Origin of the sequence: Corynebacterium sp. H113, assembly GCF_037572315.1 — a bacterium.
GTDB lineage: Bacteria > Actinomycetota > Actinomycetes > Mycobacteriales > Mycobacteriaceae > Corynebacterium.
The window spans coordinates 289,769-315,093 of sequence record NZ_JBBHKZ010000004.1 but is presented as its reverse complement, the minus strand read 5'-3'; the positions used below and the strand labels follow the sequence as shown (position 1 = coordinate 315,093).

The 25,325-nt window shown below is 56.0% G+C and carries 26 protein-coding genes; 8 read left to right on the top strand and 18 right to left on the bottom strand.

Annotation, left to right across the window (positions count from 1 at the left end):
• Positions 1-42: 42 nt before the first annotated feature.
• From pstB to mshD, 5 genes are all read right to left on the bottom strand, one after another.
• The gene (gene pstB, locus WG938_RS09755; RefSeq protein ID WP_339980015.1) at positions 43-819 is read right to left on the bottom strand and encodes a phosphate ABC transporter ATP-binding protein PstB; all 777 of its coding nucleotides are present in this window, start codon (positions 817-819) and stop codon (positions 43-45) included.
• Positions 820-859: 40 nt separating this feature from the next.
• Positions 860-1,795, bottom strand: coding sequence for a phosphate ABC transporter permease PstA (pstA, locus tag WG938_RS09750; RefSeq protein WP_339980013.1), 936 nt, complete (start codon positions 1,793-1,795; stop codon positions 860-862).
• 20 nt (positions 1,796-1,815) lie between these two features.
• Positions 1,816-2,859, bottom strand: coding sequence for a phosphate ABC transporter permease subunit PstC (pstC, locus tag WG938_RS09745; protein ID WP_339980012.1), 1,044 nt, complete (start codon positions 2,857-2,859; stop codon positions 1,816-1,818).
• A 155-nt stretch (positions 2,860-3,014) separates the two neighbouring features.
• The gene (pstS, locus tag WG938_RS09740) at positions 3,015-4,115 is read right to left on the bottom strand and encodes a phosphate ABC transporter substrate-binding protein PstS (protein ID WP_339980011.1); all 1,101 of its coding nucleotides are present in this window, start codon (positions 4,113-4,115) and stop codon (positions 3,015-3,017) included.
• Positions 4,116-4,397: 282 nt separating this feature from the next.
• Positions 4,398-5,321, bottom strand: a complete 924-nt coding sequence (gene mshD / locus WG938_RS09735; protein WP_339980009.1) for a mycothiol synthase — start codon at positions 5,319-5,321, stop codon at positions 4,398-4,400.
• Between the two features lie 159 nt (positions 5,322-5,480).
• Between mshD and WG938_RS09730 the strand changes: the two genes are divergently transcribed.
• Both WG938_RS09730 and WG938_RS09725 read left to right on the top strand, forming a co-directional pair.
• On the top strand, positions 5,481-6,239 hold the full coding sequence (locus tag WG938_RS09730; protein ID WP_339980007.1) for an LmeA family phospholipid-binding protein: 759 nt from the start codon (positions 5,481-5,483) through the stop codon (positions 6,237-6,239).
• Between the two features lie 135 nt (positions 6,240-6,374).
• On the top strand, positions 6,375-7,025 hold the full coding sequence (locus WG938_RS09725) for an FABP family protein (RefSeq protein WP_339980006.1): 651 nt from the start codon (positions 6,375-6,377) through the stop codon (positions 7,023-7,025).
• A gap of 41 nt (positions 7,026-7,066) precedes the next feature.
• Here WG938_RS09725 and WG938_RS09720 read toward each other — a convergent pair whose 3' ends face one another.
• Positions 7,067-7,957, bottom strand: coding sequence for an aminodeoxychorismate lyase (locus tag WG938_RS09720; protein WP_339980005.1), 891 nt, complete (start codon positions 7,955-7,957; stop codon positions 7,067-7,069).
• Positions 7,958-7,999: 42 nt separating this feature from the next.
• Here WG938_RS09720 and ygfZ point away from each other — a divergent pair, with 42 nt between their 5' ends.
• Positions 8,000-9,175 carry a CAF17-like 4Fe-4S cluster assembly/insertion protein YgfZ gene (gene ygfZ / locus WG938_RS09715; protein WP_339980003.1) on the top strand — a complete coding sequence of 392 codons (1,176 nt, stop codon included), beginning with the start codon at positions 8,000-8,002 and terminating at the stop codon, positions 9,173-9,175.
• A 222-nt stretch (positions 9,176-9,397) separates the two neighbouring features.
• Positions 9,398-9,577, top strand: a complete 180-nt coding sequence (locus WG938_RS09710) for a DUF3073 domain-containing protein (protein WP_339980002.1) — start codon at positions 9,398-9,400, stop codon at positions 9,575-9,577.
• A gap of 103 nt (positions 9,578-9,680) precedes the next feature.
• On the opposite strand, the gene purM is transcribed toward WG938_RS09710, so the two are convergent.
• Together purM and purF are read right to left on the bottom strand one after the other, a co-directional pair.
• Complete coding sequence (gene purM, locus WG938_RS09705) at positions 9,681-10,748, bottom strand: phosphoribosylformylglycinamidine cyclo-ligase (RefSeq protein ID WP_339980001.1); 1,068 nt, start codon at positions 10,746-10,748, stop codon at positions 9,681-9,683.
• Positions 10,749-10,781: 33 nt separating this feature from the next.
• Positions 10,782-12,329 carry an amidophosphoribosyltransferase gene (gene purF / locus WG938_RS09700; protein WP_339980053.1) on the bottom strand — a complete coding sequence of 516 codons (1,548 nt, stop codon included), beginning with the start codon at positions 12,327-12,329 and terminating at the stop codon, positions 10,782-10,784.
• A gap of 147 nt (positions 12,330-12,476) precedes the next feature.
• On the opposite strand from purF, the gene nagB reads away from it, so the two are divergent.
• On the top strand, positions 12,477-13,244 hold the full coding sequence (nagB, locus tag WG938_RS09695; protein WP_339979999.1) for a glucosamine-6-phosphate deaminase: 768 nt from the start codon (positions 12,477-12,479) through the stop codon (positions 13,242-13,244).
• A gap of 13 nt (positions 13,245-13,257) precedes the next feature.
• Here the strand turns inward: nagB and WG938_RS09690 are convergent, their stop codons facing one another.
• A complete protein-coding gene (locus WG938_RS09690) occupies positions 13,258-13,635 on the bottom strand; it encodes a sterol carrier family protein (protein WP_339979998.1) in 378 nt (125 codons plus the stop codon).
• A gap of 91 nt (positions 13,636-13,726) precedes the next feature.
• Here WG938_RS09690 and WG938_RS09685 point away from each other — a divergent pair, with 91 nt between their 5' ends.
• The gene (locus WG938_RS09685) at positions 13,727-14,695 is read left to right on the top strand and encodes an acyl-CoA thioesterase (RefSeq protein ID WP_339979997.1); all 969 of its coding nucleotides are present in this window, start codon (positions 13,727-13,729) and stop codon (positions 14,693-14,695) included.
• On the opposite strand, the gene WG938_RS09680 is transcribed toward WG938_RS09685, so the two are convergent.
• A complete protein-coding gene (locus WG938_RS09680) occupies positions 14,692-15,132 on the bottom strand; it encodes an arsenate-mycothiol transferase ArsC (protein WP_339979996.1) in 441 nt (146 codons plus the stop codon). The genes WG938_RS09685 and WG938_RS09680 overlap by 4 nt on opposite strands.
• Before the next feature lie 85 nt (positions 15,133-15,217).
• Between WG938_RS09680 and WG938_RS09675 the strand changes: the two genes are divergently transcribed.
• Positions 15,218-15,649: an ArsR/SmtB family transcription factor gene (locus WG938_RS09675; protein ID WP_339979995.1), complete on the top strand. Its 432-nt coding sequence runs from the start codon at positions 15,218-15,220 to the stop codon at positions 15,647-15,649.
• A 181-nt stretch (positions 15,650-15,830) separates the two neighbouring features.
• Here WG938_RS09675 and purL read toward each other — a convergent pair whose 3' ends face one another.
• Genes purL through purS form a run of 3 tightly spaced genes read right to left on the bottom strand, consistent with a single transcriptional unit; the run spans position 15,831 to position 19,116 of the window.
• The gene (gene purL, locus WG938_RS09670) at positions 15,831-18,182 is read right to left on the bottom strand and encodes a phosphoribosylformylglycinamidine synthase subunit PurL (protein ID WP_339979994.1); all 2,352 of its coding nucleotides are present in this window, start codon (positions 18,180-18,182) and stop codon (positions 15,831-15,833) included.
• Between the two features lie 23 nt (positions 18,183-18,205).
• Positions 18,206-18,877 carry a phosphoribosylformylglycinamidine synthase subunit PurQ gene (gene purQ, locus WG938_RS09665; protein WP_339979993.1) on the bottom strand — a complete coding sequence of 224 codons (672 nt, stop codon included), beginning with the start codon at positions 18,875-18,877 and terminating at the stop codon, positions 18,206-18,208.
• A complete protein-coding gene (gene purS / locus WG938_RS09660; protein WP_339979991.1) occupies positions 18,874-19,116 on the bottom strand; it encodes a phosphoribosylformylglycinamidine synthase subunit PurS in 243 nt (80 codons plus the stop codon). Before purS ends, purQ begins: the two co-directional genes overlap by 4 nt.
• Before the next feature lie 144 nt (positions 19,117-19,260).
• Here purS and WG938_RS09655 point away from each other — a divergent pair, with 144 nt between their 5' ends.
• The gene (locus WG938_RS09655; RefSeq protein ID WP_339979990.1) at positions 19,261-20,046 is read left to right on the top strand and encodes a CHAP domain-containing protein; all 786 of its coding nucleotides are present in this window, start codon (positions 19,261-19,263) and stop codon (positions 20,044-20,046) included.
• A 16-nt stretch (positions 20,047-20,062) separates the two neighbouring features.
• Here the strand turns inward: WG938_RS09655 and WG938_RS09650 are convergent, their stop codons facing one another.
• From WG938_RS09650 to WG938_RS09630, 5 genes are all read right to left on the bottom strand, one after another.
• The gene (locus WG938_RS09650) at positions 20,063-20,554 is read right to left on the bottom strand and encodes a glutathione peroxidase (RefSeq protein ID WP_339979989.1); all 492 of its coding nucleotides are present in this window, start codon (positions 20,552-20,554) and stop codon (positions 20,063-20,065) included.
• Between the two features lie 11 nt (positions 20,555-20,565).
• Positions 20,566-21,315 carry a polysaccharide deacetylase family protein gene (locus WG938_RS09645; RefSeq protein ID WP_339979988.1) on the bottom strand — a complete coding sequence of 250 codons (750 nt, stop codon included), beginning with the start codon at positions 21,313-21,315 and terminating at the stop codon, positions 20,566-20,568.
• A 100-nt stretch (positions 21,316-21,415) separates the two neighbouring features.
• Positions 21,416-22,081, bottom strand: coding sequence for a 5,6-dimethylbenzimidazole synthase (bluB, locus tag WG938_RS09640; RefSeq protein ID WP_339979986.1), 666 nt, complete (start codon positions 22,079-22,081; stop codon positions 21,416-21,418).
• Positions 22,081-24,240 (bottom strand): S9 family peptidase, encoded by a 2,160-nt coding sequence (locus WG938_RS09635; RefSeq protein ID WP_339979984.1) that lies wholly within the window; start codon positions 24,238-24,240, stop codon positions 22,081-22,083. Before WG938_RS09635 ends, bluB begins: the two co-directional genes overlap by 1 nt.
• On the bottom strand, positions 24,237-25,130 hold the full coding sequence (locus WG938_RS09630; protein WP_339979983.1) for a phosphoribosylaminoimidazolesuccinocarboxamide synthase: 894 nt from the start codon (positions 25,128-25,130) through the stop codon (positions 24,237-24,239). Before WG938_RS09630 ends, WG938_RS09635 begins: the two co-directional genes overlap by 4 nt.
• Between the last annotated feature and the right edge of the window lie 195 nt (positions 25,131-25,325).

Here is a 25,325-nt window from a genome sequence, read left to right as displayed (position 1 = left end):
ACAGCTCGTCGCTAAACACACAACTTCGCGGACGCGCTCGACTTAGCCGAAACGACCCGAAATGTAGTCTTCGGTTTCCTTCTTGTCTGGGTTCTCGAAGATCTTCTTGGTTGGGCCAACTTCAACAAGCTGACCTGGCTTGCCAGTAGCTTCGAGGGAGAAGAACGCGGTCTGGTCGGACACACGAGCAGCCTGCTGCATGTTGTGCGTCACGATGACGATGGTGAATTCTTCCTTCAGCTCGTGGATCAGGTCCTCGATTGCCAGAGTCGAGATTGGGTCGAGAGCGGAGCAAGGCTCGTCCATGAGGAGAACTTCTGGCTCAACTGCGATTGCACGAGCAATGCACAGACGCTGCTGCTGACCACCGGAGAGGCCACCGCCTGGCTTGTCAAGACGGTCCTTAACTTCATCCCACAGGTTTGCGCTGCGGAGAGACTTCTCTGCAACTTCCTTCAGACGCGCACGATTTTTCACGCCCGAAAGCTTCAGACCCGCAACAACATTGTCCTCGATGGACATGGTTGGGAATGGGTTTGGACGCTGGAAAACCATGCCGATGGTATTACGAACGGACACTGGGTCAACCTTTGGTCCGTAGATGTTCTCGCCATCAAGAAGAACCTCGCCCTTGACGTATGCGCCTGGGATAACCTCGTGCATACGGTTCAGGGAACGAAGAACAGTGGACTTACCACAGCCGGATGGGCCGATGAATGCGGTAACCGAGCGTGGTGGTACATGCAGGTTGACTTCCTTAACTGCGTGGAAATCACCGTAGTAGATGTTGACGTCGTTCAGATCAAGGCGCTTCGCCATTGTTCTTTACCTTCCTAGGAATCTGAGGCTTAGCGCCCGATTAGCTCTTTACAGAGAACTTTGCGGAGATGACTCGCGCGATGACATTGATGAGTGCAATGATCAGGACCAGCGTCAGAGCTGCGCCCCACATCTTGTCGAATGCCGCACCGGTGTTACCTGCCTTGTACATGTCCAGCATGAACAGTGGCAACGAAGACTGAGACTGACCGAATGGGTTCCACATGATGATTCGGGAAGTAGCAACCAGAATCAGCATTGGTGCCGACTCACCCATAACACGTGCAACTGCAAGCATGACACCGGTAACAATGCCGGAGAGAGCGGTAGGCAAAACGATCTTTGCGATGGTCTTCCACTTTGGAACGCCCAGTGCGTAAGACGCTTCACGCAGGTCGTGAGGAACAACGCGAAGCATTTCCTCTGTGTTTCGAACAACTACTGGGAGCATAAGCAGCACCAGAGCCAACGAAACTGCGAAGCCTGAACGGCTCATGCCGAACATAACGACCCACATGGAGTAAATGAACAGCGAAGCAACGATGGATGGAACACCCGAAAGGATGTCCACCATGAAGGTCGTGATCTTGCCAAGACGCGAGTTGCCCGCGTACTCGACCAGGTAGATTGCAACGAAGATGCCGACTGGCACCGTGATGATTGCAGTAACCAGAGCCTGAACAATGGTACCGATGATTGCGTGTGCAACACCGCCTTCTGCAGAACCAACGGTCACACCTCGCTGAGAGGCGGTCCACCATTCTGGAGAAAGAAGTGAGCTGGTGCCACGGGTGATGAGTTCGAACAAAACCCAGCCGAGTGGGATCAGTGCCAGCGCCATGCAGGCGTAGATCAATACGGTCGAAAGGTTGTCAACTACCTTGCGCGAACCCTTGAGAGGGGTAAAGGCAGAGTCACTCGTAGAGACCTTTTCATTAGGGTCCGCCACGATGACGCTATCGTTTTGGTTAGTCATGTCGATATCCTCTTTTCCGATTACTTCTTCGCAATCATGCGAGCAGCGGAGTTAACCACGAAGGTCAACAGGAACAAGACAAGACCTGCGGACATGTAAGCGCCGGCCTTCAAGTTGTCGTTGAACTCCGGAGCAGCATTAGCAATGGCCGTTGCGAAAGTGGTGCCACCATCGAACAGCGAACCACGGAACGCGTCAGACGTAGAGATAACCATGTACAACGCCATGGTTTCACCGAGTGCACGACCAAGACCCAGCATCGAGCCGGAGATGTAGCCGGACTTACCGAATGGAAGAACCGCCATACGGACCATTTCCCAGCGGGTTGCACCGAGTGCGAGGGCAGCTTCGATGTGTCCACGAGGAGTCTGAACGAAAACCTCTCGGGTGGTAGCTGCGATAACCGGCAGAATCATAATTGCCAGGACGATGCCACCAGTGAAGAGGTTACGACCCGTCGCAAAGTCCGGAGAGTTGACGTAGGTCTGGAACAACGGAATGAACGACAAGTTCTTTGCCAAGGCCTCGTAGAAGCCTGACAGTGCTGGTCCAAGAGCCATGAAGCCCCACAGACCGTAAACGATGGATGGTACTGCAGCGAGCAGGTCAACTAGGTAACCAAGTGGCTTAACTAGTCGCTTTGGCGCGTAGGTGGTCAAGAAGATAGCGATACCAAGTGCAACCGGCATAGCCAGGATCAGGGCCAAGATCGAAACCGTGATGGTTACGAGGAACAGGTTTGGAATACCGAAGTGCATTGCTGCGGTATCAGCCAAGTTCCAGCGCTCTGAGTAGGTGAAGAAGTTCTCTTGGTTTCGGGAGATGGCCGGAATAGCGCGGAGCATCAAGAATGCCGCAATCGCGATAATGAAAACCGTAACCAAAGCCGAAGAACCGACCGAAAGCATGCGGAAGATACGGTCACCTGGGCGCACCACACCGTGTGCTACCTGAGCTTCACCCGGCTCATCTGAGCGGGTGCCAACGCGAGGCGCGTTGGACAACGTATCGGCAGTTACTTCTTTCAGCTCTTCGTTTCCCTTAGCGGATGTAGGGGAAGACATAATCAATTTCCTTGTCAAAGTATTTAGCTGCCATTTACGCACCTGAGGCCGATTGACCTATTGCACCGCTTTTCAAAGAAAACACGTGTCAAATGGTCAACCGGCCGGCGGCTCTCGTGACTGCTAAAAGTCAGGATTATACGATTCGCAGAGAACTACTTGATGGCGTCGACTGCGTCGACCAGCTTCTGCTTGAACTCACCCTGAACTGGGATGTAGCCCAGCTCTTCGAGCTCTGGGGACTGACCCTTCTCAAGAACAACCTTGAAGAAGTTCTTGACCAGGTCGCGGGTCTGCTCGTCGTAGCCAGCGGAGCAAACGATCTCGTAGGTGGTCAGAACCAGTGGGTAAGCACCTTCCTGATCCATCGAGAAGAGCTTGTCGGAGTCCACAACCATGTCGTGGCCCTCGGACTTGTACTCAACGTTGTCCATTGCCTTACCAACGGTTTCAGCGTTCAGCTCAACTGGGCCGTTGCCGAAGTCCATCTTGGCGATGCCAAGATCCTTATCCTTAGCGAAGCCAGCCTCAACGTAGGTGATGCCACCGTCAATAGCTGCAACCTGGTCCACAACACCAGCGGAGCCGTTAGCGCCAGCACCGGTTGCGGTTGGGAAGGACTTCGAAGCCTCGTGCTTCCACTGATCTGGAGCGGAAGCCGACAGGAACTTCATGAAGTTGTCGGTGGTACCGGACTCTTCCGAGCGGTAGATAACCGAAATGTCCTTGTCTGGAAGATCTGCGCCTTCGTTCAGCTTGGCGATCTTTTCATCGTTCCACTTGGTGATCTTGCCGTCGAAGATTTCAGCAACAACTTCTGGCGACAGGTTAAGCTCAACGCCCTCGAGGTTGTATGCAACAGCAACTGGGCCGATGACCATTGGCAGGTGCCAAGCGTCGTTGCCACCGCAACGCTTCTTAGCTTCTGCGATCTGATCCTTGCCGTCCTTCTCCTTCAGTGGAGAGTCCGAGCCAGCGAATGCAACGGTGCCTGCGATGAACTGGGTCTGGCCAGAGCCCGAACCGGTTGCGTTGTAAGACAGGGTCGAACCGGTCTCTTCGTACAGGGTTGCAAACAGGTCCATTGCACGCTGCTGGGAGGTAGCGCCCTCACCCTGCAGCTCACCGGTGGTTTCGGTCAGACCTTCAACTTCAGATGCTCCGGTGTCTCCACCCTCAGAGCAAGCGGAGAGGGTCAGACCAGCAACAGCGGTCAGTCCCAAAATGGCAGCACGGCGACGAGTGTTCTTCAGCACGGGTTCCTCCGGATGAAAATTAATGCAGCATCTCTAGTACGCGCCAGGATTGGCGACAACCTTCAACACTTAACGGAATCAGGGGGGCGAACACGGTTCCTATTCAGCGAGCACAGCCGCAGACATCAGTTCCGCATCTTCCGTGGAACCAATGTCCAGGCCCCACTAGTAGGCGAAGATAACGTTCCAGGGTGACGCACTGCTGTTATCTAGGTTAACAATTGGTTAACTACTTAATTTTGACTGTGAGTACTGCAACAAATTCGCCATATATTCCTGTAATTACCCGTACATAACGTCCATTCGCGCAAGCTCGAATCCTGTCTTTTCGTAGGTTCGAATTGCCGTCGCGTTACCCCCTTCCACATAGAGAATGACCGCCCCGGCACCTCGCGCAACCAGATCTTTCAATCCAATTCGGGTTAACCAAGCCCCTACACCCCGTCCTCGAGCACGCTCAGCCAGCCCAATGACATAGACCTCACCTACACGTTCCTCCTGTTCAGGATGCATTTTTGTCCAGTGGAATCCAACGACTTCTCTACTATCTCGATCAACCGCGAAGAACACCCCGGCTGAATCAAACCAGTCAGCACTGCGCGCCAAATCTAGATCGCCCTGCGTCCAATTCCCCTGTTCTGGGTGCCAATCAAAGGCTTCATTATTGACGGCCAACCATGCGCTGTCCGCAGCTTCCCTACCTATGTTTTTCTCAAGTTCTGCATAGGTTTCGAGCTCAATCCCATCGGGGACCTCGCCACCCTCCGCAGCCAAGTCAAGCGACTCTCCTTCAATCGACATCTGCAGCAACTGCCGATTCATCTTCCGCCCCGTGACAGCTGCCAACTGCTGCGCACCCGGAAGATTGCCATGAGCCCATATCGGCAGACGCCCCGGCTTTACGACGATCTCATCAACGCTTTGCAGCAATCGTTGCCCGACTCCGCGACGTCGAAAAGCTGGGTGTACGACCAACTCGATGGAATCAGGGGCAATACCTGCGAGTGCTATGCATTGACCCGGCTGATCCGCGGAGAATACGGCCACGTGCTGATGGCCTCGCTGTGGTTCCGACAATCCACGTACAAAGGCCTCGCCGAATGGTTCGACGCGGTCCTGAGCCGTGGCGTCGACAAGGAGACGTCGAGCAGAGTTCAACGAATCACCGGAAAGAACGGATGGAAAGTGCTGCAAGTTGAGGTCCATGGCACCACTGTAGACAGCCTCAGGAGTCCTAGCTGGCGAATCGTACGCACAAACGAATACACAAGCGAATACTGGAACAAGCAGCCAATAGGGTATGAATGAGATGTGTCATCTTCTCGTCGTCGGAAAATAATAGGTGGAGTATGTGCCTCATTGGCCATGCTTTTCCTTGCCGACGCTGGGGTTGCCATCCACGCTGAACGCAGCTTCGCCAATTCCTTGCGGGCGGACGCGAATTTGCCCGCAGATCCGTACGTTGGACTGGGCGGCATGGCGTATTCATCCTCGTTTGTTACCGGGAAGCTGTCTTCAATTCGTGTGCGCGCTCGTGACCTCGAAGTCCCTGGATTTGGCCTCGTATCCGTCGAATCCGGCGCTTCCGATGCCAAAGTTCCGGCCCGCAGCGTCTGGAGTGGGGACTTCGAATCGACCTACGCAAAGAAGTTTTTCACCAATCTGCAGTTCGATGGCCTTGCCCTTGGTCAACACATGGGGCTGACCGACCTCGTCATTCAAAACCTTGACGACGTCTCCCCCGCTGGCGGTTGGGAAACCGAGGCCATCCTCGAAGCGACCCCGAAGGGGTATTCGGCACCAGTGACGGCCGTCGTAAAGCTGCGAATTAAAAGCGGTGACGTGTACTTCCTCCCGGATCATATTATTTCGGGTCCGGAAGATAAGGAGACGACGAAGGAGACTCCGGGTAAAGAGCTAAACGACGAGCTCACCCAGGAATTCTTGGATGTCTTCTATCTCGAACTTCCAGGTGAAAGTTTGCCTCTGGATATGCCTCCGACTCGTATTTACGTGTCGGGTGGCTTCATCTTCGTGGAAGCGGAGAAGATCCATGCAACAGTGTCTCCTCGTGATTTCCTCCCAGTTGCTGACGACAAATCTGATTTCGAAGGTTCACACTAAGAGGACTCCAATTAGTCTGCCGGGGACTGCATCGGTGTCGTTAGTTGCCACGGATCTCAGTCTTCACTACGCAAACTAGCGCTTCAACCTTGGCACCCCGCATGGTCGGAAAAGTGGATGCGTAAACTAAGAGGCATGACCGATGCCAATGAAGCGAACGAATCAAACGCACCACTCCTCAACGGAAATGAGGCAGTGAACCGTGCTGCACAAACTGCAGAATCCACGGCTTCGCGGAATATTTCTGAGCTACCTGGGCTGCCGATCCCAGAAGACACCGCGAATCTTCGCCAGGGACCAAACCTGCATGATGGTTTGCTGGCGTTGCTCCCGCTCGTCGGCGTGTGGCGTGGAGAGGGCAAGGCAGACACTGTCGTCGACGGCAACTATGCGTTCGGCCAGCAGCTGATTTTCAAGCACGATGGCGAAAATTACCTCAGCTACGAATCACGCTTCTGGAAGCTCGACGAAGACGGGAACCCAACGGGGCCAGACCTCCGCGAAACCGGTTTCTGGCGCATCAACGATGACGACGAGATCGAGTTCGTCTGCACCCACTCCACTGGCGTTGTCGAGATCTACTACGGCGAGCCAATTTCCGAGCGCGCATGGGAACTGCAGGCGGCCTCCACGATGGTCACCGCCACCGGTCCCGCATCTCTCGGCCCTGGCAAGCGCCTGTACGGCCTCATGCCAAACAACGACCTAGGCTGGGTCGACGAACGACTGCGTGACGACGAATTCGTGCCACGTATGTCCGCTCAACTGACGCGTTACGCCGGCTAGGCTCGATCTCGTAGCGGGCCATGAGCGTGGCTAACTGTGGGCTAGTTGCTGGCGAGGGCGTCGTCGCAAAGCTTGTGAAATGCCAGCTGCGATTCTGCAGACGGCTCTGCGAGTGGCTGCCCGTCCACAGTGGTGACGCGAACTGCAATGCGGACGGAAGAAACAAGCCAGACAGAGTCGGCGGTCTGTAGATCCTCAGGGGTGAGATTTGCTTCTACGCATGTCCACCCCTCTTTTTCTGCCTGAGCAAAGAGTGCTGCCTGCGTGGTACCCGGCAGAATGCCTTCCCCAGGCTTCGGTGTAAGCAACTCCGTGCCACGAACGATGATAATCGTCGACGTTGGGCCTTCCAGCAGATTTCCTTCGGCAGAAACGAAGATGACATCGTCAAAGTCGTTGGCTTTTGCGTATCGGAGTGCCGCCATGTTGGCCGCGTACGACAGCGTCTTCGCCCCAATTAGTGCCCACGGCGCCTTGCTCCCCAGGTCCAGTGAAAAACCACGCTGCGCAAGCATGACTTTCACTCCTTGACGACGCACCTGCCCCATGTCCGGTGAAATCGAGGCCAGAACATAGCCAGTAGGCTCACCAGTCGATTCTCGACCTCGGGAGTACACCCACCGCAACGAACCATCAGAATCGCCGATACCGAGCTTGCGCAGTTCTGCCAGAGCCAGTGCGTTGGCTGCGCGCCACTGTTCAAGATCCGGTTCCGGCATCTCCAGCATCGCTGAGGACGACAGGAAGCGGTCCTCATGTCGTTTGGTATTACACGTGTGTCCGTCGCGAACGAGGAGCGTTTCAAAGACTCCATCGCCACGTACAGCTCCTAAGTCATCAGCGAAAAGAAACGGCTGCGAGGCATCAACTACGAATGGGGTATCGCCGGATAAGACGTCGATAAGAACCAAAGAAGTCTGGGAATTCTTCATGACCCTTAGCCTATTACCAACAAGACACGATACGATGTCGGTGTGGCTATCGATTTTTCCAGTCCGATCGTCTCGCATCTTCCTGGCGCTGTTGCAGTCGAAGGTGATGATGTCGGCGGGCGTGCGGGCGTGGCATGGCATTACGGCTCCCCATTGGTCGAGCAGCGAGCAATACACGAATCAACCGCTTTAGTTGATCGCTCGTACCGCACCGTCATTGAGATCACCGGCGAAGATCGGTTGACGTGGCTCAACACCCTGTTTTCACAGAAGCTTGACGACGTTTCGTCGGGAACCGTCACCGAAGCACTCAATTTGGATCCTCAGGGGCGCGTTCTTCATCACATGGTGGTGACAGTGCTGGAGGATTCCGTGCTGTTGGATGTCCCACCGCTTTCTGCCGAGTCGTTGCTGAAGTATTTGACCATGATGATCTTCTGGTCAAAGGTCGAGGTTCGCGAAACAGATCTTGCAGTGTTGTCAGTGGTTGGTCCGACCTCACCGGAAACATTGGCGGCGGCCCATCTTCCCTTTCCGCAGGTGGGCACCGCATCGCTTGCTGGCGCTGACTGTGCTGCACTTGGCGACGATGTCGCGATGATCCGACATCTTCCCTGGCCAGCTGGCGGGACGGTTGACCTTTTAGTTCCTCGCAGCGCCTCAGTTGCTGTCACTGACCAACTGTTGGCAGCTGGTGCGCGCCCGACTGGACTCATGGCATGGGAAGCCGAACGAGTGGTGTCACTGCGCCCCGAAGTCGGCCTTGATGTCGATGAGAAGATGATCCCCCACGAATCGCCACGCTGGATCGCATCTGAGTTCGATCCAGCGGCTGTGCATCTGGAAAAGGGCTGCTACCGCGGCCAAGAGACTGTGTCGAGGGTCCATAATCTTGGTCGGCCTCCTCGCACTCTGGTGATGCTGCAGATTGACGGCTCTGCGTCTGAACTTCCCGAAACCGGCGATGCTGTGAAATCTGGGAAGCGAACTGTTGGCTACGTCGGCACGGTTGTGCATCATTGCGACTTCGGTCCTATCGCTCTTGCGCTGGTCAAACGTTCAGTTCAGGAGGGTGTTGCACTCACTGTTGGCGAATGCGCCGTGTCAGTCGACCCATCCACTGTTGACCGCGACGATGCAATTCGTCCTGGTCGAGCCGCGGTAACACGTCTACGCACTGGAATCGACCCCACAAGCGACCTTCGCGACACGAATTAGGTGTGGCCTTATTGACAATCTACTGAACATCGTTTTTACATAACCGCAGGTCAGCGAAGTTTCACCTCGGCAATAGTTGTGACACGACACGATATTGTCCAAGGGCGGTCACCCGTGCGCTCTGTAATAGGCTATGGTGTCTTACAGGAATTGACGCATATAGAACATAGTGGGGCGGCCGAATCCCGTGCCGTACCCCAGACCACATGAGGGGGTCAGGCCATGGGTCGCGGCCGTGCCAAGGCAAAGCAGGCGAAAGTAGCTCGTCAGCTCAAGTACGACACGCCAGATATGGATCTGGAAAGGCTTCAGCGTGAGCTCGTTGGAAAGAAGGACGACTCCGACGTTGAAGACGATTACTCTGATTGGGAGGATTGGGCGTCCGGCGACGATCGCTTTTGACGCGTAACATGAACGTCTTCTCCACTTATGTGTGAGTAAATGCTTCAAGCGGAAACCCCGCCGCACCGAATGGTGTGGCGGGGTTTCCGTCGTTTTTATATTCCTAGAACCGTGGGTGGTCGCCCACCAGAACTGCGCCAGCTTCGCCGTCCTGAGCAGCACGAACAGTTCCGATCTCCCAAGCATCGATGTGACGTGCAGTGAGCAATGCCAGCGCACGATCGCGATCTTCAGCGGCCACAATAGCGACCATGCCGACACCCATGTTGAAGGTCTTTTCCATCTCTTCGCGAGCAACCTGACCAACTTCAGCAATAGTGCGGAAGATTGGGCCAGGAGTCCACGTTGCACGGTTCATGTCAGCGCACAGTCCCTCTGGAATGATTCGGACCATGTTGCCCACCAAGCCACCACCGGTGACGTGGCAGAACGTACGGACCTCTGTCTCATTCATCAGTGCCAAACAATCCTTGGCGTAAATGCGAGTTGGCTCGAGCATTTCTTCGCCCAAGGTACGACCAAAGTCCTCGACGTGCTCGTTCAGGTCCATGCCTGCGCGCTCCAGGAGTACGTACCGAGCCAGCGAGTAACCATTGGAGTGAAGACCTGAGGAGGCCATACCGATGACAACATCGCCCTCACGGACGCGGTCTGGGCCAAGCACCTTGTCTTCTTCGACCACACCAACTGCAGTAGCCGAAACGTCGTACTCGCCTGGCTCCATCACACCTGGATGCTCCGCGGTTTCGCCTCCGAGCAGTGCGCAACCAGCCTGAATACACCCTTCAGCAATCCCCTTGACGATCTCCGCCACGTGCTCTGGGACAACCTTGCCAATAGCAATGTAATCCTGCAGGAAAAGTGGTTCTGCACCGCAGACCACCAGATCATCAACAACCATGGCAACCAGGTCTTGGCCGATGGTGTCATGCTTGTCCATTGCCTGCGCAACAGCAAGCTTCGTACCCACACCATCGGAGCCTGCAGCCAACAGTGGCTTCTTGTACTCCCCTAGCGCGAAGAGACCGGCGAAACCGCCGAGACCTCCACGTACCTCTGGTCGAGTGGCCTTCTTAGCAATTGGCGCGAACAGCTCTACTGCGCGATCGCCTGCCTCGATATCCACACCGGCTTCCGCATAGGAGGCGCCACGGTTCTGATTGTCGGTCATATCCGCTTCTCGCTTCTTTCTTTTCAAACGTGGTTAGTCGCTACCCAGGGTAGCTGCATGGGCGGATTGCATTCGTGCGACGGCTTCCGCATTAGCGTCATTCTCCGGCAATCCCAGTGGATAGTGTCCGTCGAAGCATGCACGGCATAGCTCGGTGCCGGCCTGCTCTGTCGCCTCTGTCATACCGTCGACAGAAACGAAGCCGAGACTGTCTGCACCGATCGCACGCGCGATACCTTCAACAACGGCATCCTCTGACAAACCATTAGCAATGAGCTCACCTGGAGAAGCAAAATCAATGCCGTAGAAGCACGGCCACTTGACTGGTGGTGAGGCAATACGGACGTGAACTTCAGCAGCTCCCGCCTCGCGGAGCATACGAATCAATGCACGTTGGGTGTTGCCACGAACAATCGAGTCATCGACAACAACGAGTCGCTTACCTGCGATGACTTCCTTCAGAGGATTCAACTTCAGTCGGATACCCAGCTGACGAATCGTCTGAGAAGGCTGGATGAAGGTACGTCCAACGTAGGCGTTCTTGGTCAAGCCCTGACCGAATGGGATTCCGGATTCCTGGGCATAGCCAACAGCAGCTGGAGTACCTGAGTCCGGTGTTGGCATCACGAGGTCACCGTCTGCTGGGAACTCTCGCGCCAACTGGCGTCCCAGTTCCAGACGGACAGCATTAACAGAGCGACCACGGATCACGGAGTCTGGGCGAGCCAAGTACACATACTCGAAAATGCAGCCAGCATGCTTCGTCTCAGCAAAACGCATCGAGCGGACACCGGCGGCGTCGATAGATACCAATTCACCAGGCTGAATTTCACGTACGAAAGAGGCGCCAACAATGTCGAGCGCACACGTCTCCGAGGCGATGACCCAACCATTTGCAAGACGGCCCAGGCACAGCGGACGGACGCCCTGTGGGTCACGGGCAGCATAAAGCGTGTCGCCATCAGTGAACGTCAAACAGAAGGCGCCCTTAATGCGTGGCAGAACTCGCTTCGCAGCAACCTCCACCTTTGTTTCGCATCCGTCTTCCGTCGGATCGTCGACACGCCCGGTCTCATGAGCGATCAGCGCGCACATAATATCCGAATCGCTCGGCATGCCGTTGCTGTCATCGACCAGACCTAGAGCTTCTGCTTCCTCGAACAACGTCAGATGGTTGGTGAGGTTGCCATTGTGTCCGAGGGCGATGTCGGTGCCATCGTCTGCCATACGGAACATGGGCTGTGCGTTTTCCCATGACGGCGAACCCGCCGTGGTGTACCGCGTATGTCCAATGGCGACGTGCCCCTTCAGCGCTTCCAACGACTGCTCGTCAAAAACCTGGGACACAAGGCCTAGATCTTTGAAGACGAGAATCTGGTCGCCGTCGCCGACAGCAATGCCAGCGGCTTCTTGACCGCGGTGCTGCAGTGCGAACAAACCGTAGTAAGTCAGTTTCGAAACATCTTCGCCCGGAGCCCATACACCGAATACGCCACACTCTTCGCGGGGAGCATTCTCACCGCAATCGTCGAAAGGTGAAGTCGGCTGGGTTGGGCAACCTGTAAGGGAACCTGGGTTCATGGTATCGGCCACATCATTAAAGATAGTCGTGCCAGGTAGGTCAAAACCAAATAGGCGGTTAACGAGACGAAAACCGGGGGCATTAACCTGGCACCGCTAAACTTGTGCCCGACGTGTCAATGAACCTGTGGAAGGGTCGATCCAAGTATGGAAATCATCATTCTCGAGGATGAGGCTGCTGTCGCTAATCTCGCAGCTGACATCCTTGCCCGCTATGCCGAAGCTGAAGCCAATCTTGGCTTGGCAACGGGTTCGACCCCTGTTCCGACGTACAAGGAGCTCATCCGCCGCCACCGTGAAGAGGGACTGTCGTTCGAGCATTGCAACGCCTTCCTTCTCGATGAATACGTCGGCCTGCCACACGACCACGAGCAGAGCTACTACTCCACCATTCGTCGCGAGTTCACCAGCCACATCGATATTCACGATTCCGTGGTGTACTCCCCGAATGCACAGGATCCGCAGCACGCCTACCAGTACGATCGTCAGATCCAGGAAGCCGGTGGCATTGATGTCCAGCTGCTAGGTATCGGATCCGATGGGCATATTGGTTTTAATGAGCCAGGCAGTTCACTGCAGTCGATCACTCGGTTGAAGTCACTGCACCCACGCACAATTGCGGATAACGCGCGTTTCTTCGACTCTCTTGACGACGTCCCCAAGCAGTGCGTAACCCAGGGTCTCGGCACAATCTCGAAGGCGCGTCACCTGCTGTTGCTGGCCACCGGTTTGGGCAAGGCACAGGCCGTTGCCGATATGTGTGAAGGACCGTTGTCAGCCAACTGCCCTGCGTCGATACTGCAGATGCATCCACGTGCAACCGTGATCATTGACGAGCGCGCCGGCTCTCTGCTGCAGCACTCTGAGTACTACAAGTTCTCTTGGGAGAACAAGCCCGACTGGCAGGACGTGTAAGCCAGCCAAGCAGCTACAGCTTGACGACGGGCAGGTGTTCAGCGACCTCATGTGCTCGCGTGCCCGATACGTCGAGCTCAGGCGCTGAGGCATCAAAAACACGCAGTCCTGTGGCTAGCTGAAGCCACGTCACGGCATCGGTTTCCACCACGTTGGGTGGCGTGCCACGAGTGTGGCGTGGTCCCTCGATGCACTGTACGGCCACATAAGGTGGCACTCGCAGCTCGACGCTATGCCCTGGCGCTTCCTGAGAAATCGTGCGCGCGGTAAGCCGCACCGCAGCTGCAATCGCTGCGCGCGTCGGTCGCGGTTCGTTCTCAGGGTCTTTTACCCACTCCGCGACACGGAGCACTGCGGCGCGAACTTCCTCTGGGTCAATGGTTTTGGCCATGCGTTGATGATACGAAACGACCGTCGTAACGCTGTTTTCAAAAGCTGCAATTCCGCTGCCAATCATCATGAATGTTGTTAGTCTGACAGCCATGAATTTGTCGCCATCGCTCACTTTGCGTTTCCTTGCTGCACCCACTGACGTACTAAATGCAGGCACCAATAGTGTGCATGGAGGGCGAGTATTGCAGTGGATCGATAAGGCTGCATACGCGTGCGCTTCGCAGTGGTGCGGAACGTACTGCGTAACGGCGTATTTCGGCCATATTCACTTCACACGGCCCATTCCGAGTGGCCATATCGTTGAGGTTCGCTCGAAGATTGCGTATACCGGTCGCACATCGATGCACATTGTGAATGAGGTGCTGTCGGCAGATCCGCGTGACGGCAAGTTCACGCGAGCTGCAGACTGCGTAGTCATCTTCGTTGCGATGGACGAGAACCGGAAGCCGACGGAGGTGCCAAAATGGGAGCCCGAGACCGAAGAAGAAAAGCGCGTGCAGGAAGCTGCGTTGTCGCGTTTTGATCTTCGTCGCGATATCGAGGCGTCAATGCGTGCTCAGACTTACTCCGCGGATTCTTCTGCCCCAGAAATGACGACTCGGTTCTTGGCTAAGCCGACCGACATCAACTGGGGTGGCAATGTGCACGGTGGCACCGCAATGGAATGGATTGACGAAGCCGCAACAGCTGTCACGACCAACTGGTCGGGGCGCCAAACAATCGCGGTGTACGCGGGTGGTATTCGCTTCTACAAGCCAATCCACATTGGTGATCTCGTAGAGGTTCGAGCACGCGTTTTGCGCACCGGCACCACGTCCATGCATCTCAGCGTCCACGTGCATTCGGGAGAGCCTCGCAAGGGCCGTGGTGGCCTGGAACTCGCGTTGCATTCGTCGATGACATACGTGGCCATTGACGATGATTTCAATCCGCAACCTGTTCCACACTTCACTCCGGTCACGGATGAAGATAAGCGCCTCGAAGCACACGACCTGTCCCTCAAGGCGCTGCGCGACAGGTACCAGCCACTGCCGCTGGTTCTGCCAGAGAAGGCTTAGAGCTCGTCGACCAGATTCTGTACGCGCTGGTCAATTTCATCGCGAAGCAGGTCCATGCGCCCGTCACCGTGGATGCCACGAAGTGACGGCTCGTCGACTTCCCATCGTTCGACGCTGGTCTTCATGCCGTCGTACTGTGGAATCTCCGCGCCACCGACAACGATGACACGGTCAGCGGTAGCCATAACGTCGCCGTCAATAGCGGTTGGTTCACCGTTCGACATATCTGCTCCGATTCGGCTTAACGACGCTACCGACTCAGCATTAACTTCCGAACCGGGCTTTACGCCAGCCGAACGCACGTCAACCGAGTCACCAGCACGCAGTCGCATAATGGCTTCGGCCATTTGCGACTTCCCGCAGTTTGAGTTGCATAAAAAATAAATTAATGGTTTATTATTTTCACTATTTTGTGGTGTGCTACCTGCGTTTGCCATGTCTTAATCCTTCCGAGGGTAAGCACTATCCACCTTACATTTAGATTCTTGCCTAATCATGTCCAAGCGAGTACACCTGTTGAATATGAACGCCGAAAATATGACTCCCCTGATCATCACGTCCGAGGAGTCGTCGGGTGCAGATTTTTGCGCTTCAGATGGCGAAAAGCCACTGCAAATATTTCAGCCTGCCATCGCACAGCGCCTCGCAGAGAAGTTCCAACTTCTTGGCGATGCCACTCGTGTTCAGCTGCTCACAATTCTGTCATTTGCAGAGGGCCAAGAAGTATGCGCCTGCCACCTCGCAGAAGCACTTGAGCTGACACCTGCAACTATTAGCCATCACATGAAACGCCTGGTCAAGGGTGGACTAGTGGCAGTGAACCGAAAAGGGCGATGGGCACATTATCAGCTTGTCCCCGAGGGTTTCGAGGCACTTCGGAATGTACTCGACCTCAGTTCCGAAGCTCCTCCGGGTGTCTTGGTGAACGCGCCGTTGTCTGCGCACAACTCCTAACGATCTAGCTTGCTCACGCGTGAGCTGCTGACAATCTTCTTCAGAACGAGCAGCGCGGAGGCAGCTCAACTCGCACCGATTACGTAAGAGGGGCGGGAAACCATTGCGGTTTCCCGCCCCTCTTTTCGGAGCTACACCTCGCATAGAGGCCGAGCTGTCGCTCTTAAGTGTTCTGCTTCATTTACTCTGCTTCAACAACCGAGTTGGCACCTGCAGCGTGAGCAAACAGCTTTGGCAATGTCGAACGCCATGCATCCTCTGCCTCCGCTACTGGAATCTCGAATTCAACAGCGCCTGCGGCACCAGACACCTTGATCACTGGCTCATCGGCTGCAACGACAGCGCCAATGCGTGTTGCCTTCACGCCAGTTGCTGCGGCGCGCTCCTCCAGCTTTGCTGCGTCTACTGCTGGCACTGCGACTAGCGCACGCGATGCAGATTCGGAAAACAGGGCGACGAATGCGTCGGAATGGACGTCGTCAAGAGTGGCCTCAACGCCGACACCGGCTTGAACTGCAGCCTCCACCAGTGCCTGGGCAAGACCGCCCTCGGAAAGGTCGCGGGCCGCAGAGACGAAATGCTTGCCTTCTGCCTCGATGGTGCCGTGGAAGAAATCAACGAGCTTCTCTTCGTTAGCCAAATCGATAGCAGGTGGCATACCACCAAGCGCGTTGTGGGCAACCTGCTGCCAAATGGAACCGCCAAGTTCGTCAGCAGTCTCACCGAGAACGTACAGCACCTCGTCCTCGACAGTGCCGAGACGGTTGGTGATGGTGTTCTCAACGTTGTCCATAATGCCCAGCACAGCAATCACTGGGGTAGGCAGAATTGGCTCGTCGCCAGTCTGGTTGTAGAAGGAAACGTTGCCGCCAGTTACTGGAACAGCGAGTTCCGCACAACCATCAGCAAGTCCACGGACAGCTTCCGCGAACTGCCACATTGCATCCGGATTTTCTGGGGAACCGAAGTTCATGCAGTTCGACACTGCGTATGGCTTTGCACCCGACACAGTGACGTTGCGGTGAGCTTCAGCCAGTGCCAGCTGCGCACCGGTGCGTGGATCCAGCTTTGTGTAACGACCCGAAGCGTCGGTGGACAGAGCAACACCACGGCCAGTTTCTTCGTTCACGCGAAGAACACCGGCATCTGCATCCTTGGCAGCGACAGTATTGCCACGAACGTAGCGGTCATACTGTTCGGTGATGTGCGCACGGGAGCACAGTGCTGGGGATGCTGCCATCTCCAGAACGGTCTTCCGCAGCTCTTCGCTTGACGACGGACGCGCCAGCTCAGGTTCAATCTGAAGCGCATCCTGCCACTCTGGACGAGCGTATGGACGGTGGTAGGTCGGACCTTCATCAGCGATGGTCTTCGGCGGAGCGTCGACAACAGTCTTGCCATCGTGAGTGATGACCAGATTGGTGTTCTCGGTGACTTCACCAATGTCGGATGCGATGACGTCCCACTTGGCGCAGATAGCCATGAACTCGTCCATGTCTTCTGGGCGCACAATTGCACACATGCGCTCCTGGGACTCGGACGACAGGATCTCTGCTGCACTCATGTTTTCGGCGCGAAGATGGACATTGTCCAGGTTCACGGCCATGCCGTTGTCGCCGGATGCTGCAAGTTCGGAAACAGCACAGGACAGGCCTGCGCCACCGAGGTCCTGAATGCCGACCACAACGCCAGCCTTGTATAGGTCGAGGCAGCATTCGATGAGGACCTTCTCAGCAAATGGGTCGCCGACCTGTACCGCTGGAAGCTTGCGCTCTGCTCCTTCTTCGAAAGTGTCCGAAGCAAGAACAGATACGCCACCGATACCGTCCAGACCGGTGCGGGAACCGAACAGAACGACGCGGTTACCGGTACCGGTTGCGAAAGCCAGATGCAGGTCTTCCTTCGGAAGTACACCAACGCACAGTGCGTTCACGAGTGGGTTGCCAGCGTACGACTCGTCAAAGACAGTCTCGCCACCGATGTTTGGCAAACCGAGGCAGTTGCCGTAGCCACCGACACCTGAGACAACACCAGGCAAAACGCGCTGGGTGTCTGGCGCATCAGCTGCACCGAAACGCAGCTGATCCATCACTGCTACTGGGCGTGCACCCATAGCCATGATGTCGCGGACAATGCCACCGACGCCGGTTGCTGCGCCCTGGTACGGCTCGACGTACGACGGGTGGTTGTGGGACTCGACCTTGAAGGTCACGGCCCAGTCATCTCCGATGTCGACAACACCGGCGTTTTCGCCGATGCCTGCGAGCATCTTCGACTTCATTTCGTCTGTGGTGGTTTCGCCGAAGTAGCGAAGGTGCACCTTCGAGGACTTGTACGAGCAGTGCTCAGACCACATAACGGAATACATGGCGAGCTCTGCATCAGTTGGACGACGACCCAGGATCTCGCGGATGCGCTGGTATTCATCTTCCTTCAGACCAAGTTCAGCCCATGGCTGTTCCAGATCTGGGGAGGCAGCTGCTGCCTCAACGGTGTCGTCATGCACCGTGTACTCGGAGTTAGTTTCAGACATGTACGTTCTCGACTTCCCTGCTTCTACGCACCGATTGTGCCGACGACGGACAAGAAGAGCTCCAGGCCATCCAGCGATGGACCAGTCAGCTTTTCGACAGCATGCTCTGGGTGTGGCATGAGACCAACAACGCGACCATTCTTGCTGGTAACACCAGCAATCGAGTTGATAGAACCATTGAAGTTGTCGGTGTAGCGGAACACTACGCGACCTTCTTCTTCCAGTTCCTTAATGGTCTCTGTCGCTGCCTGGAATCGACCTTCACCATGTTTTGCTGGGATGAGGATCTTCTGCCCAACCTCAAAACGGTTGGTCCACGCAGTTTCGTTGTTTGCAACTTCCAAGTACGTATCGACGCAGTGGAAATGCAGTGCTTCATTGCGAGTCAAAGCACCTGGCAGCAGACCCGACTCCGTCAGGATCTGGAAACCATTGCAGATACCCAGTACTGGCATGCCACCTTCCGCAGCACCAATCACGGACTGCATGACGGGTGCCAGTGCGGAGATAGCACCGGAGCGTAAGTAGTCGCCGTACGAGAATCCACCAGGGACAACTACTGCATCTACAGACTTCAGATCGGCATCGGCGTGCCACAGCTCTACTGGCTCTGCGCCAGCAAGGCGAACTGCGCGCAACGCGTCGACGTCATCAAGAGTGCCGGGGAAAGTGATGACGCCAATCTTGGCGGTCACTTGGCTTCCTCGCGGACAACTTCGTAATCTTCAATAACCGTATTTGCCAGCAGGGTTGCTGCCAGTCGGTCCAAGTCTGCGTCGGTGATAGACTCATCCACTTCCAATTCAAACCTCTTGCCCTGACGAACATCGGCGATTCCATTCACACCGATGCGCCCCAGCGCACGCTGGACGGCCTGCCCCTGAGGGTCGAGAATCTCGGCCTTGGGCATGACATTGACAACTACACGGGCCACGCTTTGCTCCTGGTTGCTCGGACTATCCCACCTGGTACACCGGCATGTGCCGGCTGTGGGCGATTCCTACGAGACCCACTTTACAAGGCCATGCGGATAACAACCCCACTGCAGTCTCTCGTAGCCGACCTATATGGTTAATGCATGACGAAAACCGCCCACGACGTTGAGGACAGTGCAACCACTCCCCGCACGTCAAAGCTCAAAAGGATCTCCATCCCGCCATGGCCGATCCTGCTGTTGAGCTTCGTCTTCATCTTTGGCGCGGTTTTCATTTTGTGGGGTCCAGTACGCCCCATGGCTTGGCGGATTGATCAGTTTCCGGCCACCAATCTGGAACGTCCACAGTGGCAGCAGAATATAACAAACGTCACGCGCCAACAGTTCTTAGACAAACCCGATGGTTCCCGCTACTTCGGTCCAATGTGCACCGATCAGATTTTGCCGGAGCCCACTCCGCAACCGGAACCCCCGCGTGACGGCGATTCGCCTGCACCCGACGTCGTAAAGAAGGAGTTTCCATACGACTGTGACGGCAAGTGGGATGCGGCGTTCGTGTCTTGGGTAATGAATGAGGTGGGCATGCCACTTGCGGAGCCGACACCTGAGGACCCATACGCGTGGTTGGAGCCGGATGTTGATCGCATGATCGAGCGCTTTCGGGCTAACGACGCGTTTCATGAGGAGCCTGATTTCATGCCACAGATTGGCGATATCGTCTTTTATGACGACCCATGGCCGCTAGGCAAGCACGTCAACTTCGTTGTTGATGTGCAGGGCGATCTGGTCACCGTTGGTGGTGACGAGGTCGGCGGAGTAGGCGTTGCGACGATGAAGCTCGCCCATCGAGGTGGCATTCTCGGCTTCGGCGCGACCGGCAAGTTCGAACGCCCAGCTGAGGCTGCCCCCGAGGCCGTTGTGGCCAATTAGAACTTGTGGGCTCCAGTTAGACTGGCAGATTCTCCTCGATGAGGTCGAGAAGATCGTCGTCTTCTGGATCCACCGTAGGGCGGAAACGGCCGATGATTTCACCGGAATCGCTGACCACAAACTTCTCGAAGTTCCACTTCACGTCGCCTGCTTCACCGTCGCTATCAGCAAACTCCGTGAGCTTCTTGTACAGCGGGTGTGCATCTGGCCCGTTGACTTCGACCTTGGAGAACATCGGGAACGAGACCCCGTATTCAGAGCTACAAAAGTCGGCGATGTCGTCATCGCTGCCTGGCTCTTGAGCACCAAACTGGTTGCAGGGGAAGCCAAGCACGAAGAAGCCACGCGCAGCATAATCCTGGAAAAGCCGTTCCAGACCTTCGTACTGGCTGGTCAAGCCACATTCGCTGGCGGTGTTTACTACCAACCAGACGTGCCCTGCCCAGTCTCCAAGTGTCGTGGTCTTACCGTCGATGGTGGTTACTTCAATGTTGTAAAGGTCGCTCATGGCTACCAAGTCTAGGCAGCGACGCGCAATGGCACCATGGCATGACCAGTCGGCTGCGCACCCGCGTCGAGCGCTCGGTCGACCATCTCCAGCGCGGCATCGCGAACCTTCGGCTCGCGCAGGCGAGTTGCTGACACCGACAGTCGAATTGGACGGTTGCTACGTACTGCCCGATCGATGGAATTGCGCATCGCTCGGCGCCACCAACCTGCGGCACCGAAACCTTCTCCCAGTGCCAACACACGAGTTGGATCTACCGCGCCGGTATCCAGGTCATGCACACCATGAAGATCCGCTGCAATGCGGAAACCCAAACCTGGCAGAGCTTCCAGCGTGCCTGGAGACATTGCCCACTTCGGTGGGGCGAACATGTCAGTCTCCAGCCCCAGCGCCTTCATCTGACGCGTCGCGGCCTTCAAACGCAGGTGCGCTTCATGCGCATCCAACGTTGAAAACTCGCCTAACCTGCCACGCACGGACTGGTCGAATCCAGCCAACAGTACTTCCGTGCCTTCTTCTTTACGACGACGCACCCAGTCCAATACTGCCGGAGCCTTACGCAAAGACCAGTCCTTACCCGCGTGCGGTGCTATGAGCAGCGCAGGGCTGACATCGCGCTTGTCCATCGCCGCGACGAACCTTGCTGCATCCAGCAACGTGGAATCCCGCAACCCCGACACCGATACAACAAGCGCTGGCGGATGTGGATGGAAGCCAGCGAGGTGAACGGATGGGTCGAGAGGCACTGGTACGAGGGTCATGCCTATACAACATCACTATTTCGTTAAATCAAAGTAAAACCAAGGCTACGCTGCAGAAAACGATTGCATACCAATTGTTGTCTAGTTAATCTTTAGCAACTTAGTCGTTTGCAACGGAATCGGCGATATCCCAGTGAACAACGGCATCGAGAGGCAAACCCTTGCGCCATCCGAAGGCTTCGAGGTCGCGTTCTTTCGCCAAGTGTGTCACCGGCCCCAGGCATAACCAGCCAACGGGGCGGACAGGTGCTTCCACCCCGATGAAATCAGCGAGGAATTCTTCCTTGTAAAAACTCACCCAGCCCATGCCAATGCCTTCAGCGGTTGCCGCTAACCACAGATTCTGGATTGCCAGCGCAACTGACATCAATCCGGTGTCAGCGATGGTGTCGCGACCCAAGATGTTGGTGCCACCGCGCGTCGGATCGTACGTCACCACAATGCCGGTGCCAGCCGCTTCAATTCCTTCGATCCGAATCGGATTGAACGTATCTTTTCGTTCACCGTCGAGCTTTGCAGCAAAGTCATCACGACACTGTCCGACGTGCTGAGCAAACTCAGCCAATCGCGCCGGATCCTGCACAATGTGAAAATCCCACGGCTGAGTCAACCCCACCGAGGGTGCCGCGTGCGCAGCTTCCAGCACACGCATCAGCATGTCACGGTCGATAACCTCACCCGAGAACTCACGACGCACGTCACGACGACGAAAAATGTTGTGATAGACAGTAGCAACATCGTCGGGAAGCTCATTGAACCACTCCACTATGCAGCTCCTGCCGTGCGCAGAATCCAGGCGTACTGGAAAGCAGTTTCGCGCCACTTTTCATAGCGGCCAGACACACCACCGTGACCGGCAGACATTTCAGTCTTAAGGAGGAACTTTTCAGCGGGCTGGTCCGCACATACATCGCGAAGCTTGGCAATCCATTTCGCCGGCTCCACATACAGCACGCGGGTGTCGTTCAAGCTGGTGATCGCCAGGATCTTCGAATAATCCATCTCAGCCGTGATGTTCTCGTACGGGGCATACGACGCCATGTAGTCATAGACCTGTGGGTCATGGAAAGGATCTCCCCACTCATCCCACTCGACCACAGTCAAAGGCAACTCTGGCATCAACATCGATGTCAGACAATCCACGAACGGTACAACCGCTTGAATACCGGCAAACCGGTCGCCCGCCATATTCGCTACCGCACCCATGAGCATGCCACCAGCGGAGCCACCGTTGGCAACCATCTGCTCGCGCGTGGTCCAACCGTGTTCCAGCAAGTAGTCGGCCACATCAATGAAGTCCGTAAAGGTGTTCTTCTTGGTCAGGCCATGACCGTGTTCCCACCACAGTCGCCCCATCTCTCCACCACCGCGCACATGCGCGATCACAAAGATCATGCCCCGATCCATCAGTGACAATCGAGCCACCGAAAAACCAGGATCGATCGATGCTTCATAGCTGCCGTATCCGTACAGCATCACTGGATTCGGCTTTGCGACGTCCACATCCTTGCGCCGCACCACTGACACGGGGATGTCAGTTCCGTCGTTCGCGGGTACCCACAAGCGCTCCGCGACATAATCATCCCGATTGAATTCGCCTAGTACCGGCTGTTCCTTCAGTAGTTCTCGCTCGCCGGTTGCAAGGTCAATCTGCCACAACTGTGATGGTGTCGTGAACGAGCCATACGAGTACCGAAGCACAGGAGTTTCCCACTCTGGATTCCCCGCAGTACCCGCGGTGTAAAGCTCCTCGTCAAACTGCATATCGACGAAATCCAGCGACTCGACATCGGCACCGACCGAGGTCAGTGCCAGCCGACCAATGCCGCCCTTGCGGTAACCCACGACGATGTGGTCGCTGAAACAATCCACACCTTCGATGCGGGTGCCGTCGTCATGCGGGATAAGTTCGATGAGCTGTTCTACGCTGTCGAATGAGCCCACCGGTGTCGTTGCCAAGGCGAAGTTCTCGCCAGTCATATTGTGCGTGACCAACCAATGGTCGCGCCCACCAATGACAGCGTGATCAACGTCGTATTCCACGCCCGTTTCACGAGGTCGTACGCAGGTTAGTTCACCGCATGGATCGCTGCAGTCGAGATACCAGCTTTCCGACGTGATCTTTGAGGCAGCCTCGATGATGAGGTACTTCTCGCTTCGGGTGGTGCCAACGCCGGTCCAGAAAGCTTCATCGGCTTCGTGGAAAACACGGACATCTTCGTCGGCAGGAGTGCCCACCTTGTGGCGCCACACGGAATCTGGACGCCACGCTTCGTCAACGCGCTGATAGAAGATCCATTCGTTGCCGACCCAGGTCGCGCCAGCTGCGATGCCTTCGAGAGTGTCGTCGTAAAGTTCGCCCGTAGCAAGGTTCTTGATGCGAAGGGTGTAGCGTTCATCGCCAACGACATCCGTGGAGTACGCGAGCAAGGTGCCATCGACGGACACTGAGGCAGCACCCAGCGAGAAGAAAGAGTGGCCTTCGGCGAGCTCGTTTGCGTCGAGAATAATGTGCTCGCCGATCGCCTGCGTCTGTGCGCTGCCCGGCGCGCCCTCAGGAATCTGCGGAGGGATCCAATTGCCTGGTTCGGCAGCAATACGGCAGCTCATGCCGTAGGACTTACCCTCGAGGGTGCGGGAGTAATACCACCAGTCGCCGGAGCGAACTGGCACCGACATGTCTGTTTCCTTCACTCGAGATTTGATCTCGGTGAAAATGCTTTCTTGGAGTTCTTTCAAGTCCGCCGTGTGCGCGTCGGTGTACGCATTTTCGGCATCGAGGTAGTCGATGACGTCGGGGTTTTCTTTATCCCGAAGCCACTCATAGTCATCGGTGAAGCTGCGACCATGGTGCGACCGAACTACCGGCCTTTTGTCTGCAACTGGTGCGGAAGTGCTGGCCGGTGAGTTGGCGGCGTTGGTCACGCAGGGGCTCCAATCCAATCTGAGAAACGACGTCCCGAAATACGCTCGTATGCTTCGATGTAGCGTTCGCGGGTTGCCTCGACGACACTACCTGGAAGCGCTGGCGGTGGGGTGCCAGATCCCTTGTCCCAACCAGACTTCGCAGAGGTCAGCCAGTTGCGGACATACTGCTTGTCGAAGCTTGGGTTGACCTGACCCTCGACGTGGGTGTCGGCCTGCCAGTAGCGGGAAGAGTCTGGGGTCAGGACTTCGTCAGCGAGGACCAGCGTGCCGTCGGTGTCGATTCCGAACTCGAACTTGGTGTCTGCCAAAATGATGCCCCGCTCCAGGGCGAGATCTGCCGCCTGCTTGTAGATGGACAAGGTGGCATCGCGAAGCTCGTTTGCACGCTCCTCGCCGAGGTCCTTGACAACACGGTCGAACGACACGTTCTCGTCATGGTCACCGATTTCAGCCTTCGTAGCTGGCGTGAAGATTGGCTCTGGGAGCTTAGAGCCTTCGGTCAAGCCTTCTGGCAGCTCAATGCCACAGACAGTGCCACTCTCGCGGTATTCAGCCAAGCCAGAACCGGTGAGGTAACCACGAGCAACGCACTCGAAAGGAACCATGTCGAGCTTCTTGCACACCAGTGCTCGGCCCAGAGATTCGGCGGGGATACGGTCATCGTCTGCTGGACCGGCGAGGTGATTCGGGAAATCGAGTTCATCGAAGAAGAACACACTCATCGCGGTCAGGACACGTCCCTTGTCGGGGATTGGAGTGTCCAGGATGTAGTCATATGCCGAAATACGGTCACTGACGACCATCAACAGAGTCTCGGAGTCAATCTCGTAAATCTCACGAACCTTGCCAGCGGCAAGATGACTGTACGAGGAAAGTTCAGGGCGCATGGCAAGACAGTGTAGACCCCATGAACTCTGAAGACCCTTTTAACCCAGTCATTCCCCCTAATGTGGAGTAATTACACCGATCTGTCACAAGTTCTCGCCATCGTTTAAGCGCCCCAATCCATCAGCATTGTTCTATAAAAAGTGAAAACCCGTGACAGTGCTCGGACAAGACAAGTAAGGTCTAATTTTAGTAAT

Coding starts and splice junctions, on each gene's coding strand:
- pstB (WP_339980015.1), bottom strand. CDS start 819: ATGGCGAAGCGCCTTGATCTGAACGACGTCAACATCTACTACGGTGAT.
- pstA (WP_339980013.1), bottom strand. CDS start 1,795: ATGACTAACCAAAACGATAGCGTCATCGTGGCGGACCCTAATGAAAAG.
- pstC (WP_339980012.1), bottom strand. CDS start 2,859: ATGTCTTCCCCTACATCCGCTAAGGGAAACGAAGAGCTGAAAGAAGTA.
- mshD (WP_339980009.1), bottom strand. CDS start 5,321: ATGGACCTCAACTTGCAGCACTTTCCATCCGTTCTTTCCGGTGATTCG.
- WG938_RS09730 (WP_339980007.1), top strand. CDS start 5,481: ATGCTTTTCCTTGCCGACGCTGGGGTTGCCATCCACGCTGAACGCAGC.
- WG938_RS09725 (WP_339980006.1), top strand. CDS start 6,375: ATGACCGATGCCAATGAAGCGAACGAATCAAACGCACCACTCCTCAAC.
- WG938_RS09720 (WP_339980005.1), bottom strand. CDS start 7,957: ATGAAGAATTCCCAGACTTCTTTGGTTCTTATCGACGTCTTATCCGGC.
- WG938_RS09710 (WP_339980002.1), top strand. CDS start 9,398: ATGGGTCGCGGCCGTGCCAAGGCAAAGCAGGCGAAAGTAGCTCGTCAG.
- purM (WP_339980001.1), bottom strand. CDS start 10,748: ATGACCGACAATCAGAACCGTGGCGCCTCCTATGCGGAAGCCGGTGTG.
- purF (WP_339980053.1), bottom strand. CDS start 12,329: ATGAACCCAGGTTCCCTTACAGGTTGCCCAACCCAGCCGACTTCACCT.
- nagB (WP_339979999.1), top strand. CDS start 12,477: ATGGAAATCATCATTCTCGAGGATGAGGCTGCTGTCGCTAATCTCGCA.
- WG938_RS09690 (WP_339979998.1), bottom strand. CDS start 13,635: ATGGCCAAAACCATTGACCCAGAGGAAGTTCGCGCCGCAGTGCTCCGT.
- WG938_RS09685 (WP_339979997.1), top strand. CDS start 13,727: ATGAATTTGTCGCCATCGCTCACTTTGCGTTTCCTTGCTGCACCCACT.
- WG938_RS09680 (WP_339979996.1), bottom strand. CDS start 15,132: ATGGCAAACGCAGGTAGCACACCACAAAATAGTGAAAATAATAAACCA.
- WG938_RS09675 (WP_339979995.1), top strand. CDS start 15,218: ATGAACGCCGAAAATATGACTCCCCTGATCATCACGTCCGAGGAGTCG.
- purL (WP_339979994.1), bottom strand. CDS start 18,182: ATGTCTGAAACTAACTCCGAGTACACGGTGCATGACGACACCGTTGAG.
- WG938_RS09655 (WP_339979990.1), top strand. CDS start 19,261: ATGACGAAAACCGCCCACGACGTTGAGGACAGTGCAACCACTCCCCGC.
- WG938_RS09650 (WP_339979989.1), bottom strand. CDS start 20,554: ATGAGCGACCTTTACAACATTGAAGTAACCACCATCGACGGTAAGACC.
- WG938_RS09645 (WP_339979988.1), bottom strand. CDS start 21,315: ATGACCCTCGTACCAGTGCCTCTCGACCCATCCGTTCACCTCGCTGGC.
- WG938_RS09630 (WP_339979983.1), bottom strand. CDS start 25,130: ATGCGCCCTGAACTTTCCTCGTACAGTCATCTTGCCGCTGGCAAGGTT.